Here is a 15,296-nt window from a genome sequence, read left to right on the forward strand (position 1 = left end):
CTGCTAGCAGATGAAAGCGTTTACGTCGCCGCTCAATTTTCTTAATGCGATCGCCGCGATCGGAGCAACTCGACCGCGTAAGGGCATCCGCTATGGACAGCGTCCGCGTCATCTCCTCGACGTCTATCAGCCCCCCATACATGGACCTTCCCCTGTCATCGTCTTCTTCTATGGTGGAGGCTGGGAGGAAGGCGAGCGCGGCGACTATTTTTTTGTCGGGTCGGCGTTGGCGGCGCGCGGCTTCACAGTCGTCATTCCCGATTATCGCGTCTTTCCGGAGGTCCGGTTCCCTGACTTTATTGATGACGCGGCCGAGGCGATACGCTGGACCGTGGATCATATAGTGGAATTCAGTGGCGATCCGCGTCGGCTTATCGTCATGGGCCATTCCGCCGGTGCCCACATCGCGGCGATGCTGGCATTTGACCGTAAAAGGCTTGCCAAAGTGGGACTTGTTGCAAGCCGCGATCTCAGCGCGATGATCGGCCTTGCCGGTCCCTACGACTTTCTTCCGTTGAATAGCACTACGCTGAAAGAAATTTTTGGACCGCATCAAGGCTTGGCCGCTACGCAGCCAATTAACTTCGTTGGAAGAGATGCGCCACCGACGTTTCTGGCAACGGGGCGGCGGGATAGACACGTCGATCCTGGCAATACGGTTCGGATGGCCGAAAGCATAAGACGTGTCGGAGGCGAAGCCGAGATCAAGCTGTACGACTATATCGATCACCGCGTGCTGATCGGCGCCTTGGCGCGACCGTTGCGGTTCTTGGCGCCTGTTCTCGATGACGTCGTAAGCTTTGCTCTGAAAAATATCGATCCTCAATCGCTCCTCGATTCAACGGCGGTTCGGGGTAATACCGCATGACGGCGACAATCATCTTTGTAGCGCTCGCGGCTTGCCTCCTGGCAACGATGACCGGAGCATGGCTTGTGGCGCTGCGGACCAGTCAGTCCGGCTGGATCGACGCGACCTGGTCCTTTGCAACCGGCTGTTTCGGCGCGGCAGCGGCCCTTATGCCTCTCGCCGATAACCCAATCTCGGTTCGTCAAGTGCTCGTGGCGGCTCTCGCGCTGGTCTGGTCACTGCGGCTTGGCATCCACATCGCTGTTCGCACCGCCCGCGGCGACGGCGACGACCCGCGCTACCGGCAGTTGCGCGAGGAATGGGGAGACGCATTCAAGGTTCGCCTGCTCTGGTTTCTGCAAATCCAGGCACTGGTGGGGCTGGCGCTGGCGCTGTCGATCACGCTTGCAGCTCACAACCCCGCACCCGGGCTCAGATTCTCTGATTGGCTCGCTTTCGCCTTCTTGATCATGGCAGTTCTCGGCGAGTCGATCGCCGACTGTCAGCTTTCCGCATTTCGTGCCCATCCGGTAAACAAAGGGAAGGTTTGCGACGTTGGGCTTTGGGGGATGTCGCGTCATCCCAATTATTTTTTCGAATGGATAGGCTGGTTCGCCTACGCCATCATCGCAATCGATCTTTCAGGTGCCTACCCCTGGGGGTGGTTGTCTCTCGCCGGACCATTGCTAATGTATTGGCTCCTCGTTCACGCCTCCGGTATTCCGCCCTTGGAAGCGCACATGCTGCGCTCGCGCGGCAAGGCATTTCGAGACTATCAACATCGCGTCAACGCATTCTGGCCAGGCCCACAACACGCTGCCTATGCGAGTGACAACGGAGACATTCGATGAGCTTGATTGCCTCAGTTATCCGCGCTGCGGAACGCGCCCCTCTTCCCGACTCTCTGGCGCAGATGGGCATCGAACTCCTAGTCGGACGCACGCGACGAAAGCTTGCCACCGAGGGGCACTTGGCAGAGAGCGATTTCGTGCGCGCCATGGGCGAGTATCGGATAGCCGAATATGCCGACGCCGCCAACAAGCAGCATTATGAACTGCCGCCCGAGTTCTTCGCCCTCACGCTTGGTCCGCGTCGTAAATATTCGTGCTGCCTTTATCGGACGGGTGAGGAAACTCTGGCTGACGCCGAGCGGATGTCGCTTGAAGAGACGGTCAGACACGCCGACCTTGCCGACGGGCAAGCGATCTTGGAGCTCGGCTGCGGCTGGGGATCGCTGACGCTTTTCATGGCCGAGCGTTTCCCTCGTTCGATCATCACCGCTGTCTCGAACTCAAGGCCACAGCGACTTCATATCGAGACTCAAGCGGCCGAACGCGGCCTCGCCAATGTGCGTATCCTAACGGCGGATATGAATGAATTCACGGCGGGCAGTCAGTACGACAGGATCGTCTCGGTTGAGATGTTCGAGCATATGTCGAACTGGGAGGGACTGCTCGAACGTATCAGGACGTGGCTCGCCCCCGAGACGGGAAGGCTGTTCATTCACGTTTTCAGTCACAAGAACAGTCCCTATCGATTCGATCACAGGAACGAAGCGGACTGGATCGCCCAGCACTTCTTCACGGGAGGAATCATGCCGAGCCACGGCCTGATCGGGCATTTCCCGGACTGCTTTGTGGTTGAAAAGGACTGGCGCTGGAGCGGGCTTCACTATCAGAAGACAGCGGTGGACTGGCTGGCACGCTTCGATGAAAACCGCGAGCAAATCGACCGCATTCTCGGCGCGGTCTATGGTGCCGATGCCATTCTCTGGCGCCAGCGCTGGCGTCTCTTCTATCTGGCGACGGCGGGGCTGTTCGGACATGCCGGCGGCGAGGAATGGGGCGTAAGCCATTATCTCCTACGCCCAGCCTAACGCCCGGTCTATCCATGAATCTTTCTCGATACATGTGGGATCGAATCGCCGCTTACGCCGCTCATGACGATCCCATGGTCGCCGCCTGCAACTTGATTGCGCTGGTGGTAGCGTCCAACCAGCCGTTTTATCCACTCTATGTCTATTGGACCGTCAGCGACCATGTCTGGGCAACTGTCTTCACCTTCCTGTCGACGCCGCTATTCATGGCTGTGCCGGCCGTTGCCAGACGATATTCCAAGACTGGGCGAGCGCTGCTCCCCATTGCCGGCATGGCCAACACGATCTTGAGCGCGCGGGTATTTGGCCCTGCGTCCGGGGTGGAGATCTTTCTAATCCCATGCGTCTTGATCGCGGCGACGTTCTTCAGAGCTTCGGAGCGGCCCATCGCCTTCGTTCTAATCGGCGCAGCCTTCCTTATTTATCTCGGGCTCAATGGCATGTATGGCACCCCGCTCCACATCTACACCACTTCCGAATATCATGCCTTTTCCCGGTTGAACGCCATGAGCGCGGGCACGCTCTGCGTCTTCGTCGGGCTTATCGCATCAGGCTTGATAAGCCAGATCAGTTCGCGGACGTGAAGGCGCGTGTGATCAGGAAACCGGCCGTTGCCGCAACCGCGGTCAGACATGTTCCCCAGCACAGATCGGCGATGGTCACCGCTACCGGCCAGTTTTTCAATGTCGCTTGGTTGGTCAGGTCATAGGTCGCATAGGCAAAAAGCCCGAGGAGCGCGCCGTAGGATGTTGCTGTCGTCCACCTTTCGCTGGCCAAAGCAGGCGCGACTGCAAACAAGACGATTCCGGCGATGTAGATGAGATAGAACAGCGCCGCCGGCGCCAGCCTGAAGCCGTCGACCAACAAGTCACCCATTAGTGGACGATAGAGCCGTTGCGCCGCCACAGTCAGCCAGATCGCATCAATGGCGAGAAACACCAAACCGGTCGCGATGTAGGCAATGCCATAAGTTTTCAAGGGGTGACCTTTCCTTACTCAGCACTATTCCTGTTACGCTCTAGCGTGATCTCCGGATCACACGATACTGCCCATTACGATGATCTCACAAAAGCGGACCGCCCACGACATGTGATCCGAATAGGGAGGGCCTGCGTATAGCAAAGGTAAAAGCGCAGATCTTCCGGAGTCTATGTCGTGATAATGCGCGCAGCAGCGTTCTCTATCCTTTATCTTATAGGCTGCACCGCATTGGCCGCCCAGGAACGCAGCCCTGACGGAGTGTGGTTGCGCGATGACGGGAATGCTCGCGTCCGAATCGCACCGTGCGGATCCAAGATTTGCGCAACCAATCTTTGGATCAAAGATGCAAGCAAAGGCGAGGAAGTCGGCGACCGATTGGTGATGTCGCTGGATCGCATGTCTGAAACGAAGCTTGCAGGCACCGCCTACGACCCTAAACGCGATAGAAGCTACGCATTAACGGTGATTGTCGGTCACAATAGCTTAATCACGCGCGGGTGCATATTGCGCGGACTGCTTTGCCGGAACGTAAATTGGGAACAGGTAAATTGAATTTAGCCGAATGGACTACAGGGTAAACGGCGAGTTCCTGGAATGAACTTCATGTGCCATCACATGGCTCAATTGAATTTGGCAGTGGCCTACTGATCCAATTCGCTTCAGCAGACGTATTGCTTTGATAAACATGCGCCAGCTGCTTGGATTGCCGATGTGTAATCGGTGCGATGAAATTGACGCTCGGATCGAAAGATATCAAAAACTCAAGCGAGTCTTCGTAGACAAGCAGACTCTCGAAGCTATCGAGGCGCTTCTAAAGAAGCTCCAGACCGAGAAGAAAGATCTGCATGCTGAGTAAAGCCGTTTTAGGCGACGGCCTGCTTTGCGTATTATAGGCGGTGAATAGGATATTCGAGGCTATGCACCGGGGTCGGCGTTCAGGCTGCGATTCGCGGGTACACGGACAGAAAGTGTTAGAACCATGGTAGAGAGCAACGACAATGAGCCTAATGTTGGCGCCCTCCCAGAAGCCAAGGCGATAGGAGCCGGGGAAAGATTCGAAATGCTGATGTCGGCTTTTCTCATAGCCGGCGTAGCTTTAGTTGTTATCTTGGTCGCCATCGCCGTAACGATGAGCAGGCAATGAAGCTCGGCTCGGGGAGTACATATCGTTCTACGATATACCTGGCGCGTTTTCGCAGCCTAGACGAGCATCATCGGTTACGCGCGTCTCCACAGCACAACTGCCGTGATAGCAGATCGAACGCGCCGACAAACCGTCGAATTTTATTTGGAGAACGGCACGAATATCCAATCTGAAAGAGCTCTCCCTCAAACACACGCTGATGCGGTTGCTGGTCTAGCCTGACTAACTAAGAGGACCCTCTAGCGATAGATTAACGCCCACTTAACAAATCTTAACTACTTTACCACCGTTGCTAACATTTTAAAAAGCTGGACGCTGATGAACCCTACATGCGTTGGATGCCGCGAGGATGTGCAGCTTCCCTTTGAATTCAAGATGGCGTTCCAGCCGATCGTTGATCTGGCTGCCCAGCAGGTTTGGGGTTACGAGGCCTTGGTGAGGGGCGTAAATGGTGAGCCAGCATTATCAATTCTGAACCAGGTGAACGATGATACTCGTTACCGGTTTGATCAGGCCTCCCGCGTGATGGCAATCCAAACCGCGGGTGCCTTATTCGCTGGAAGAGATCTGCGGCTATCCATCAATTTTATGCCAAACGCCGTATATGAACCAAGTGCGTGTATTCAGAAATCCCTGGCTGCGGCAAAGCGCGCACAGTTTCCGCATCGAAACCTGATGTTCGAGTTTACTGAAAACGAAAGGATGACAGATCCAGGGCACGTGCAAAAAATTGTGGATGCCTATCGCAAATTCGGATTTTGGACTGCACTTGACGATTTCGGCGCTGGTTATGCTGGACTGGGTCTTTTGGCACGCTGGCAGCCCCACCTCATCAAAATCGACATGGAGCTGCTAAGAGACATTAACCTCAGCCGAGCCAAACAAGTGATCATCGCAGGCATTGTGGGCATCGCGCGCTCGCTTGATATCGAGGTGCTGGCCGAAGGCGTCGAAAATGAACAGGAGCTGACTGTTCTGCGGGCGGCAGGAATTTCCTTATTTCAAGGATATTATTTTGCCAAGCCGGCATTGATGGCTTTGCCAGACGTCTCAGTAATTAGCCGGAATGCCGCTATGCACGTCGCTGTTTAACACTCTGTCGCCACGGCAAAACCTGACGTATCGATAGGAATTGTTGCTTATGTTGTTTCGTCTGGCTTATTACAGCACAAATCTCATAAAAAGACCGACTAACCCTGCTCAAAGCGAGCTTCGCAAGCTCGTCCTATCTGCGGGAACTAAAAATCGCGACCGAGGAATAACCGGTGGCCTTATGTTCAATCGCAACTATTTCGCCCAGGTTCTTGAAGGTGACCAGACCTCTGTATCGGACTTATTCTGCCGAATTGCCAAGGACACACGCCATCGATCCATCGTGATCGTGCATGCTTCCATTGTTGACGGGCGAATGTTCGAACATTGGTCTATGGGGCTAGCGGAAAAAACCGAGACCGCAGAGAAACTCAATTCAAAATTCGGGCTCGATAACGGTTTCGACCCTACCAAAATGACTGCGAGCGAGCTTTCGAACTATGTTTTCGAAATGATCAGTCTCGAAGATCATTTAATTACGGTGCCAATCTCGACACCGGATTAGGCCGTTGCGGTATGCACTCCACTGCGGGTTAGCGTCACCAACTTTTTGTCGCTTTCGGTGATCTAACCCAACCACGCCATCGTATTATTTGCTGCGTCTTGTAGCCGCCCCGCTGCAAGCTGACGCAAAGTATGTTCCCCGGTCGGCGAGCCCTCTCGCCCCGGGGAATTTATTGATTTTAGGAGCGGCGCAACGGAGTCGAAAAGCTTGACGATCAGTCCACTGCCTACGTCTAACGAAATTGCCGCGCCTTCTCGGGAGGAAGTCGAGTCCGCTTTTCGCACCATCATACGTTGGGCAGGAGATAACCCGAATAGACCCGGATTAGTCGAAACGCCTTCACGGGCTGCCCGGGCGTTTCGCGAGTACTTTGCGGGTTACGGCCAAGATCCCATTCAAATTTTGAACAAGACATTTGACGAGACAGGTGGCTACGAGGAGATGGTTATTCTCCGGGATATCGCATTCGAAAGTCACTGTGAGCATCATCTCGCGCCGATTGTCGGGAAGGCGTGGGTTGCATATGTGCCGAATGGCCGCGTTGTCGGACTTTCGAAGCTTGCTCGCGTCGTCGAGGCATATGCTAAGAGGCTTCAAATACAAGAGCGCCTGACCTCTGAAATCGCTTCAGCCGTACAGGAAGTATTGAAGCCACAAGGCGTAGGAGTTGTGATCAAGGCTACGCATCATTGCATGTCTAGCCGAGGTGTTCACAAAGTGGGTTCGGAAATGATCACGAGCTGTATGCTCGGCTGCTTCCGAGACAACGCAAGTACAAGGCACGAGTTCTTGGCTATGACAAACAACTGATCGCATACTACCACGAGACCAATTCTTACAAACCCATGCAGATCGTCGCGGGTATGTACGAAACCGCTATGCCGAGTAAATCTCTTATGCAAAGTAAAACATGCAGAGCCTGCAAGATCGTGCGCAACGCTTGTCTGGGCTAAAGTGAATGAGGATTAATCGAGCCGAATCCTTGCGCTCCGGCCCCGATGACCGCGGCCACTTTGGCTTGTTTGGTGGACGCTATGTACCTGAAACATTAATGCCGCTCATTCTCAAGTTGGAGAGCGTGTACATAGAAGCGCGCGAGTGCCATCAGTTCCAAAGCGAGATGGATTTCTATCTCAAAAACTATGTAGGCCGACCCAGCCCGCTGTACTTCGCCGAGCGTCTGACAGACCACTGCAAAGGCGCCAAAATATACTTTAAACGCGACGAGCTGAACCACACGGGTGCCCACAAGGTCAACAACGTGCTCGGTCAGATTTTGATCGCACGGCGCATGGGGAAAAAGCGAATTATCGCTGAAACTGGAGCTGGTATGCATGGCGTAGCGACCGCCACGTTATGCGCTCGTTTTGGGCTCCAATGCGTAATCTACATGGGATCTCTAGACGTTGAAAGGCAGCAAACCAACGTTCTACGGATGAAGATACTCGGTGCGGATGTCAGGCCGGTTGAAGCGGGATCAAAAACTTTAAAAGACGCCATGAATGAGGCATTGCGTGATTGGGTGACTAATGTTGAGGATACTTTTTACTGCATCGGCACTGTGGCTGGGCCTCATCCATATCCCATGATGGTTAGAGATTTTCAGTGCGTCATTGGACGAGAAACGCGCTCTCAAATGCTGGAATCTGAAGGTCGTCTTCCTGATTCTTTGATCGCGTGTATTGGCGGCGGTTCCAATGCGATTGGCTTGTTTCATCCTTTTCTTGATGAGCCTACGGTTGAAATGTATGGCGTTGAGGCCGCCGGTAATGGGCTCAAAAGTGGGATGCATGCGGCGTCCATCACCAAGGGACAGCCCGGAGTGCTTCATGGAAATCGGACGCGTTTGCTGATGGATGACGATGGCCAGATTGAGAATGTACATTCAATCTCAGCAGGTCTCGATTATCCAGGTGTGGGACCAGAACATGCGTGGTTAGCTGCTATCGGACGTGTAATGTACATTTCTGCAACAGACGAGGAAGCGGTGTCAGCGCTTTGTCTTTGCGCAGAGCTGGAAGGTATTATCCCAGCTCTTGAACCTGCACATGCCTTGGCGAGGGTCTTGACCCTCGCGCCGCAAAAACAAAGAGAGCATTTGATGGTTGTGAATTTATGTGGCCGCGGCGATAAAGACCTTTTGACTATCTCAGGATTTTTAAGGACCTGAGCCGAGAGTTCCAGACTACCAACGCATGTTATATTGACACGCTGAAGATTCACGCGGAGCCGCCGCTAGAAAAAGCCAAGATCACGCAGGATATCAAAATCCACGCGCTAAACTCGCATGAACAGCTCTTTCTTACATTAAAAGATCGTGCGTCAATAATGGACGCAGAAGCGGATTTGGGAATTTTCTTTCCATCGTAACGGCGTAGAAATTCTCAGTTATGCCTGGCAGTCTGTTCGCCTCGACAAGGATACCAGAGTCCAATTCGTCTTTAACAACGATCGGCGGCAGGACGGCAAGCCCGATGTCTTGGCGTGCTAGCAAGCGCATCATCGCCATGTCCTCTACTTCCGCGACGATTTGCGGACGAATGCCCAGCCGATCGACAAGAGCGTCAAAGCCAATCTTCACGCTGCTATCGGTTGTGGGCAAGATGATCGGGTGGGACCTTAGCCGCTGGGCTAAATCCTCCTTCTTTCTGTTTCCAAGTCGAGCTCTGGTGCCGATCAAGCTAACAGGTTGCTCGGCGAGGCGGTGAGCGACAAAGCGCGTCAAGGCATCGCGAGACGGTGCCTGGTTAACGAGAACAATATCGAGACTCAGTTCCTCAAGCGACTGCAAAAGCTCGCTAGTGCTACCTGAGCGCAGCACCAGCTCAACATCGGCGCGTCCAAATAGCGGTTTTAAGAAAGCCATTTGGAAATTGCGAGAAAGCGTCGCTAAAGCGCCAACTCTAAGCACTCGCCGCGCACTGCCTGTGTTACGCAAGGTAACAATTAGTTCCTCGCCGGCCGAGAAGATCGCATCGGCATGGTCGAGCGCTATCCGACCCGCTTCCGTCAGATGTAGTTGCCGACCTCGTCGGTCGAATAAAGGATGACCTAAACGCGCTTCAAGTTTGCGGATTTGCACCGATAAGGCCGACTGGGTGACGTTCAATGTCTCGGCCGTGCGCGTGAGGTTCCCGTCATGGGCAACGGCCCAGAAATATCGCAGGTGGTTGTAATTGAGCGCGCTCATTTCGTTTCATTATAGCGAACGAAAACGCGCAAACAATGCATTTTTCTTCCTAATCCTTATCCGAGTATCAGCGGGGCGATGAAACCCCATTTGGAGGCTATTCGTGTCGCCTTACGCCCTCCCGTTGATTGCTCCCTTCGTCCTTCTTCTTTCTGCGGGTCTTTCGTTTTCGCTCTCGGAACTGCATTCTCGCTTAGTAGCAACCGTTGCCGAAATTGCTGCGCTTTTGGCGCTGGCAGTGGCCTTAGTGTCGGTCGTTACGCTTGTCTTCCTTGGCGCCGGCGAAAGCACCCTCTTTGGCACCGCCGGAATCGGTCTATCGACGCGTCTCGATGCCGTTAGCGTGACGATGCTTGCACTTGTCGCTTTCGTCGGCTGGATCGTGGTGCGTTATTCGCGCACATATCTGGACGGTGAGCCGCGCCAGAGCACCTTCACCGGTTGGCTAACCGCAGCTCTGGCGAGCGTGCTTCTTCTCGTGCAGGCTAGCAATATTTCCCAGCTTGTCGTGTCATGGATGGCGACCAGCCTCTGCCTTCATCGTCTGTTGTTATTTTATCCCGGCCGGATCGCTGCGCAACGCGCTGCGCGAAAGAAACTGCTTTTTACGCGGATTGGCGCCGTGAGTCTCATCACGGCAGCTGTTCTACTGACGCTCGCCTTTGGGACAACCGATATCGCTGCGATCAATGCGGCCGCCAGGAATGGCAATGCGCCCTTGATGGCTGTTTCCGCGACGATCCTTATTGCGCTTGCCGCAATTTTGAAGTCGGCGCAATTCCCCACGCATGGTTGGCTGACCGAAGTCATGGAAGCGCCGACACCGGTTTCCGCATTGCTGCATGCCGGCGTCATAAATGGCGGCGGATTTCTGCTCGTCCGGTTCGCTGATGTCATGTTGCTCTCGCCAGGAACGTTGGCCGTGCTGGCTATTGTAGGTGGCTTCACCGCACTTTTCGGCGCGCTTGTGATGTTGACGCAGCCCTCGGTCAAAACTTCGCTTGCCTGGTCGACGGTGGCGCAAATGGGGTTCATGACGCTTCAATGCGGGCTGGGACTCTTCTCATTAGCGTTGCTCCACATAGTCGCACATTCACTCTACAAGGCGCATGCCTTTCTCTCTTCTGGCGGCGCGGTTGAGCAAGTAGCGGCCATCCGGCGACCAGGACCAGTTGCGATACCTGACGGAGCTGCAGTCTGCTGGGCCTTTATCGCGGCGCTTACGATCTATGCCGCGATCGGCGCGGCGTTTGGCACCATTTTCGGCTTTGATCACAAAACACCGCAATCTCTTGCGCTCGGCGCCATCCTGATTTTCGGCGTAGCTTATCTGTTGGCACAGGGAATGGCCGATGCTGCTCCGCGTGTTTTGACCCGTATGACTGCGGTCTACTCGCTTGCCGCAGCGTTCGGCTACTTCGCCCTACAAACGCTGGCAGAGTGGCTGACCGCTGGCGCGCTGCCCACAACGCCTACACCAGGCCGTCTCGAGTGGACGCTTATGGTTCTCGCGATCATCTCGTTTGGGACGGTAGCAGTTGCTCAAGCACTTTTCCCGCTTTGGTCAAATCACCCTGCTGCGGCCGGTCTGCGGGTTCATCTTTCGAACGGTCTTTACATCAACGCAACATTCGACCGGATGCTTGGCGGCTGGTCCGTCCGTAAGCCGTCTTGAAAAATACAGCCAGGAACAAATCAATGCTGATGATTACGCCTGAACCCGAAACACCGGAATCGGATGCCATTCTTGCCGCTGCGAAACAAGCGGCTCGCGCCATTCCACCTCTTTGGCCGCTAACTTCCAGTGTGGCGGTGAACCCCTTCTTGGGACAAACCGAGGAACCGTTACCCATTGCTGCAGCTCGCCTCAGAAGAGCTGCTGGGATTGCTCTCACAATGCCACGCGCATGGTACGCAGACCGCATTAACACAGGTAAAATTTCCGACGAAGATATTGAAGCCGCTCTTGGCGCGGCAAGAGAACTAGCCCCAACCGAAACCCTTGCGTCGATCAAATCAAAAGCAGAAGTGCAAACACCGGATTTGCACCCGCTTCCGACCATCGCGGATCTGGCAGCCAGTGCTTCAGGCATTGACTGGCCTGGAATTGTGTCCGAGCGCGTCGGTCACTGGGCGGCCAGCTATTTCGACGCGGGCCAGGCCCTATGGGCGGCACCGCAGGGTCGAAGTACCTATGCTGCGTGGCGAGCGGTCGCGACGAACGACCTCACGCCAGAGATACTCAGTTTGTCGGGATTTGCTGCTCATGTCGCGCACGCACCCGAGTTCGAGAACGACGCAGTGATCCAAGTAGTCAAAAAGCTAGGAGTCAGCGACGACGCGATGGAACCGTACTTCCACCGGCTGCTTCTAAGCCTCGGCGGCTGGGCTCAGTACGCCCGCTACAGACTTTGGAAGGCTGAACTCTCGGGCAGTTCAGACGACACGATAGTCGGACTACTGGCCATACGGATGACGTGGGAAAGCGCGTTGTTTGAAAAATATGCTTCAAAGATCGTCGGCCAATGGGAAAAAGCGCTTTGCGCTTATGCTTCGCCAATCGAACCGACACTGGACGACGCCATCAATGTGATCCTGCAGGAGGCAGTTGAGCGCTCGACGCAGCGGCACTTAGCCAAAATCCTTGCTGTTCCCACTTTTACAAATATAGCGCCGCGCCCGGCATTGCAGATGGCTTTTTGCATAGACGTGCGCTCGGAGGTATTCCGCCGGGCACTTGAAAATACTGATCCCGGTATCGAAACGCTCGGTTTTGCCGGCTTTTTTGGCCTCGGGATTTTGCATAAGCGTTTTGCCTCCGATGTGTCCGAAGCTCATCTACCGGTATTGCTGTATCCTAAAATACACTCATGCTCCGGCGGTCTCTCCCATGCCAAGATCAAACGAGACCGAGCCGCCCGGCTTGTTGCTCGCGCGAAGCGTGCCTGGGGTAGATTCAAGCTTGCCGCAATTTCCTCTTTTGCTTTCGTCGAAGCGACCGGACCAATTTATGCGAGCAAGCTGGTCCATGACAGCCTCGGTCGGTCCCAAAGCGAGGTCCCAAACGATCCCGCTCCGCGGTTCGATCCGGCGCTACCTCTCGACGCGCGCATCAGCATCGCCGAGAATATCCTCAAGGCGATGTGTCTGGTTAAGCGGTTCGCACCGCTCATTCTTGTCGCCGGACATGGCGCAAATGTCATCAACAACCCACATGCTAGCGCGCTCCACTGCGGTGCATGCGGCGGGTATTCCGGTGAAGTGAATGCACGGTTGCTTGCTGGGCTGCTAAACGAGCGCGAGGTGCGCGTGGGTTTGGCGAAGCGTGGGATCAATATTCCTGACGACACGTTGTTTCTCGGCGCGTTGCATGACACCACTACGGACCGGGTGACCGTATACGAAGCGGATTTTCCGTCTTCAGCGCATAAAGACAAAATCCGGAAGGCAAAGGCCTGGCTTGAAACCGCAGGGCAGCAGGCGCGGAGCGAACGCGCATTACGATTGCCAAGAGCCACCGGTCCAAATGACATCGTAAGTCGATCCCGCGATTGGTCCGAAATCCGTCCGGAATGGGGGTTGGCCGGCTGTGAGGCATTTATTGCAGCGCCGCGCCATCAGACTGCCGGACGAGACCTCAAAGGGCGCGTTTTTCTTCATGACTATGATTGGCGGCTGGATGAGGAATTCAACGTCCTCGAATTGATCATGACAGCGCCGGTCGTGGTCGCAAGTTGGATCAGCCTTCAATATTATGGATCTACGGTTGCCCCAGAACTGTTTGGTGGCGGCAATAAACTTCTTCACAACGTCACCGGCGGGATCGGCGTCTTGGAGGGAAATGGCGGACTGTTGCGGGCGGGACTTCCTTGGCAGTCAGTTCATGACGGCAAGCATTACGTGCACGATCCTGTTCGCTTGACCGTACTTCTTGAAGCACCTCGGGACGCGATGAGCGCGATCTTGAAGCGCCATGATCAAGTGAGAGCCCTATTCGACAATAAATGGCTTCATTTGATAGCTCTCGATGACAATGGCTTCATGGCTTGGCGGTATATGGGTGATCTGCGCTGGCAGGCGATTGCCAACAACAAAGATGAACGACATCCCATGGCAGTATGAGCCGGCGTTATCAGCTGACAAGCGAGACTTGTCTTCGAAGCTATCTACCTTCGCTTTCAAACCTATCGGAAGCTGACAGCGCTGGGACGGAGCGCTTCGGAGACTCAGTCATCCGGGTGGAGAGGCGTCGCACCTTCTTGTCACAGGTTCGCCGCCCGCCGTCTTACCAAAGCGGTGACCTCAAAGCTAAGCGTGCCGAAAAGTGATCAGCAATAGCGGGTTGCTCAAACGCAGATGAGGGAGGCTATCTTTGAGCAAAGCCTATAATCGCCAGGCCCCAGCGAGCAGGTTTACGTCTAGCCCCTATTCTGGCCGCCGCGGCGTGCTTGCGACGATGCACGGCAAAGAGGCTGCCATCTCGCCAGCGTTCCGAAAACGGCTCGGCCTTCGAGTCGAAACGCCAATGGGGCTCGACACCGACGCACTTGGCACTTTCACAGGCGAAATTGCGCGAGTCGGAACTATTCGCGAGACTGCAATCGCTAAAGCTCGTCTTGGAATGGCGGCCGTAGGTATACCTATCGGCATCGCCAGCGAGGGAAGCTATGGCCCGCATCCGCTCATTCCCTTCATCGCTGGTGGGATAGAACTCATGGCTCTCGTCGACGATGACCGGGGAATCGTCGTGTGCGAACACCTAATTGACGATGCCCCGGCTTACGACCACGTGATTACGCCTGAAATAGGCGATATGGAATCGTTTCTGCAAAGAATACGATTTCCAGATCATGCCCTGATCGTGCGATCTCATCAGAATGATGGCAGTGAGGTCATGATCCACAAGGGATTGCGCACCGTCGAGGCATTGGCCAACGCGATCGCGTCGGCAGCAGGTCGCTCGGACGACAAACGTGCGCTCGTACAGACAGACATGCGCGCGCACATGAACCCGACGCGGATGGCGACGATCAGTCGTCTGGCAAACTCTCTTTGCGACCGTCTGGCCACGCTCTGTCCGGGCTGCGCTATGCCTGGCTACGGGTTGGTGGATGTTGAATACGGCTTGCCCTGTGAATGGTGCGGCGCCCCAAGCTTGATGGCTCTTCATTACGTATTCGGCTGCGTTGCCTGCGATTTCAGCGAAAAGCGCCCTCGACCCGACGGGCGTACCAGCGCCGATCCTGGTCAGTGCCCGAAGTGCAATCCATGATCGCCTGAAACCGATTACCGAAAGCCGCCGAACTTGTCATATGATTAGCAGAGCAAAACGAATACCGAATTTCGCCGCGCTTGAGTTTGCTCGCTGCAGCGCGAGTCGCCGGAGAACTTTCGATTTCGCGTACTACAGCAGCTTCGTGCCGAACTAAAAGCGATGGGTAAATCGGTGGGTATGACTTAGCCAGAAATAAAAATACCAACGTAAGGCATTGAAAATAGTGGTGGGCCCGGCAGGACTCGAACCTGCAACCAGACCGTTATGAGCGGTCGGCTCTAACCATTGAGCTACAGGCCCTGTCACACTGCGAGGCGGCGGGCTCCTCTCCTTACAATGACCGGCACAGGGCGGCAATTGTGCCAGCCCCTGAAAAGCCTCCCGTT

At 55.0% G+C, this 15,296-nt stretch carries 14 protein-coding genes and 1 tRNA gene; 12 read left to right on the forward strand and 3 right to left on the reverse strand.

Features of this window, described 5'->3' with window-relative positions:
* The first annotated feature begins 10 nt into the window (after nucleotides 1-10).
* The 4 genes from AC1RNA_RS00075 to AC1RNA_RS00090 are packed head-to-tail and all read left to right on the forward strand — an operon-like array spanning nucleotide 11 to nucleotide 3,307.
* On the forward strand, nucleotides 11-868 hold the full coding sequence (locus AC1RNA_RS00075; RefSeq protein ID WP_492949817.1) for an alpha/beta hydrolase: 858 nt from the start codon (nucleotides 11-13) through the stop codon (nucleotides 866-868).
* The gene (locus tag AC1RNA_RS00080) at nucleotides 865-1,698 is read left to right on the forward strand and encodes a DUF1295 domain-containing protein (RefSeq protein WP_492949818.1); all 834 of its coding nucleotides are present in this window, start codon (nucleotides 865-867) and stop codon (nucleotides 1,696-1,698) included. The genes AC1RNA_RS00075 and AC1RNA_RS00080 overlap by 4 nt, the downstream gene beginning before the upstream one ends.
* Nucleotides 1,695-2,723 carry an SAM-dependent methyltransferase gene (locus tag AC1RNA_RS00085; RefSeq protein ID WP_009340164.1) on the forward strand — a complete coding sequence of 343 codons (1,029 nt, stop codon included), beginning with the start codon at nucleotides 1,695-1,697 and terminating at the stop codon, nucleotides 2,721-2,723. The genes AC1RNA_RS00080 and AC1RNA_RS00085 overlap by 4 nt, the downstream gene beginning before the upstream one ends.
* A 14-nt stretch (nucleotides 2,724-2,737) precedes the next feature.
* Nucleotides 2,738-3,307, forward strand: coding sequence for a hypothetical protein (locus AC1RNA_RS00090; RefSeq protein WP_009340163.1), 570 nt, complete (start codon nucleotides 2,738-2,740; stop codon nucleotides 3,305-3,307).
* On the opposite strand, the gene AC1RNA_RS00095 is transcribed toward AC1RNA_RS00090, so the two are convergent.
* On the reverse strand, nucleotides 3,291-3,701 hold the full coding sequence (locus tag AC1RNA_RS00095) for a DUF2177 family protein (RefSeq protein WP_492949819.1): 411 nt from the start codon (nucleotides 3,699-3,701) through the stop codon (nucleotides 3,291-3,293). The two genes, AC1RNA_RS00090 and AC1RNA_RS00095, sit on opposite strands and share 17 nt — an antisense overlap.
* Before the next feature lie 183 nt (nucleotides 3,702-3,884).
* Here AC1RNA_RS00095 and AC1RNA_RS00100 point away from each other — a divergent pair, with 183 nt between their 5' ends.
* The 5 genes from AC1RNA_RS00100 to trpB all read left to right on the forward strand — a co-directional run bounded on the left by AC1RNA_RS00100 (nucleotide 3,885) and on the right by trpB (nucleotide 8,615).
* Nucleotides 3,885-4,256 carry a DUF2147 domain-containing protein gene (locus AC1RNA_RS00100; protein WP_492949820.1) on the forward strand — a complete coding sequence of 124 codons (372 nt, stop codon included), beginning with the start codon at nucleotides 3,885-3,887 and terminating at the stop codon, nucleotides 4,254-4,256.
* Between the two features lie 910 nt (nucleotides 4,257-5,166).
* On the forward strand, nucleotides 5,167-5,940 hold the full coding sequence (locus AC1RNA_RS00105) for an EAL domain-containing protein (RefSeq protein ID WP_009340160.1): 774 nt from the start codon (nucleotides 5,167-5,169) through the stop codon (nucleotides 5,938-5,940).
* Between the two features lie 49 nt (nucleotides 5,941-5,989).
* Nucleotides 5,990-6,445, forward strand: a complete 456-nt coding sequence (locus AC1RNA_RS00110) for a BLUF domain-containing protein (protein WP_009340159.1) — start codon at nucleotides 5,990-5,992, stop codon at nucleotides 6,443-6,445.
* Nucleotides 6,446-6,652: 207 nt separating this feature from the next.
* A complete protein-coding gene (gene folE, locus AC1RNA_RS00115) occupies nucleotides 6,653-7,255 on the forward strand; it encodes a GTP cyclohydrolase I FolE (RefSeq protein ID WP_009340158.1) in 603 nt (200 codons plus the stop codon).
* A gap of 148 nt (nucleotides 7,256-7,403) precedes the next feature.
* On the forward strand, nucleotides 7,404-8,615 hold the full coding sequence (trpB, locus tag AC1RNA_RS00120) for a tryptophan synthase subunit beta (protein ID WP_492949821.1): 1,212 nt from the start codon (nucleotides 7,404-7,406) through the stop codon (nucleotides 8,613-8,615).
* Between the two features lie 132 nt (nucleotides 8,616-8,747).
* Here the strand turns inward: trpB and AC1RNA_RS00125 are convergent, their stop codons facing one another.
* A complete protein-coding gene (locus AC1RNA_RS00125; RefSeq protein ID WP_009340155.1) occupies nucleotides 8,748-9,635 on the reverse strand; it encodes a LysR family transcriptional regulator in 888 nt (295 codons plus the stop codon).
* A 103-nt stretch (nucleotides 9,636-9,738) separates the two neighbouring features.
* On the opposite strand from AC1RNA_RS00125, the gene AC1RNA_RS00130 reads away from it, so the two are divergent.
* The 3 genes from AC1RNA_RS00130 (at nucleotide 9,739) to AC1RNA_RS00140 (ending at nucleotide 14,907) form a co-directional block, all read left to right on the forward strand.
* A complete protein-coding gene (locus tag AC1RNA_RS00130) occupies nucleotides 9,739-11,310 on the forward strand; it encodes a proton-conducting transporter transmembrane domain-containing protein (protein WP_492949822.1) in 1,572 nt (523 codons plus the stop codon).
* 23 nt (nucleotides 11,311-11,333) lie between these two features.
* A complete protein-coding gene (locus AC1RNA_RS00135) occupies nucleotides 11,334-13,757 on the forward strand; it encodes a YbcC family protein (protein WP_492949823.1) in 2,424 nt (807 codons plus the stop codon).
* A 250-nt stretch (nucleotides 13,758-14,007) separates the two neighbouring features.
* Nucleotides 14,008-14,907: a DUF6671 family protein gene (locus AC1RNA_RS00140; protein WP_492949824.1), complete on the forward strand. Its 900-nt coding sequence runs from the start codon at nucleotides 14,008-14,010 to the stop codon at nucleotides 14,905-14,907.
* Nucleotides 14,908-15,134: 227 nt separating this feature from the next.
* Here AC1RNA_RS00140 and AC1RNA_RS00145 read toward each other — a convergent pair.
* Nucleotides 15,135-15,210: transfer RNA gene (locus AC1RNA_RS00145), tRNA-Ile, on the reverse strand.
* Nucleotides 15,211-15,296 lie beyond the last annotated feature (86 nt).

The sequence above is a fragment of the Afipia sp. GW821-FHT14H12 genome (assembly GCF_058803465.1).

What these genes read in the sequence shown, in the direction of transcription:
- AC1RNA_RS00075 (WP_492949817.1), top strand. Translation starts at nt 11, where the DNA reads ATGAAAGCGTTTACGTCGCCGCTCAATTTTCTTAATGCGATCGCCGCG.
- AC1RNA_RS00080 (WP_492949818.1), top strand. Translation starts at nt 865, where the DNA reads ATGACGGCGACAATCATCTTTGTAGCGCTCGCGGCTTGCCTCCTGGCA.
- AC1RNA_RS00085 (WP_009340164.1), top strand. Translation starts at nt 1,695, where the DNA reads ATGAGCTTGATTGCCTCAGTTATCCGCGCTGCGGAACGCGCCCCTCTT.
- AC1RNA_RS00090 (WP_009340163.1), top strand. Translation starts at nt 2,738, where the DNA reads ATGAATCTTTCTCGATACATGTGGGATCGAATCGCCGCTTACGCCGCT.
- AC1RNA_RS00100 (WP_492949820.1), top strand. Translation starts at nt 3,885, where the DNA reads ATGCGCGCAGCAGCGTTCTCTATCCTTTATCTTATAGGCTGCACCGCA.
- AC1RNA_RS00105 (WP_009340160.1), top strand. Translation starts at nt 5,167, where the DNA reads ATGAACCCTACATGCGTTGGATGCCGCGAGGATGTGCAGCTTCCCTTT.
- AC1RNA_RS00110 (WP_009340159.1), top strand. Translation starts at nt 5,990, where the DNA reads ATGTTGTTTCGTCTGGCTTATTACAGCACAAATCTCATAAAAAGACCG.
- trpB (WP_492949821.1), top strand. Translation starts at nt 7,404, where the DNA reads ATGAGGATTAATCGAGCCGAATCCTTGCGCTCCGGCCCCGATGACCGC.
- AC1RNA_RS00125 (WP_009340155.1), bottom strand. Translation starts at nt 9,635, where the DNA reads ATGAGCGCGCTCAATTACAACCACCTGCGATATTTCTGGGCCGTTGCC.
- AC1RNA_RS00135 (WP_492949823.1), top strand. Translation starts at nt 11,334, where the DNA reads ATGCTGATGATTACGCCTGAACCCGAAACACCGGAATCGGATGCCATT.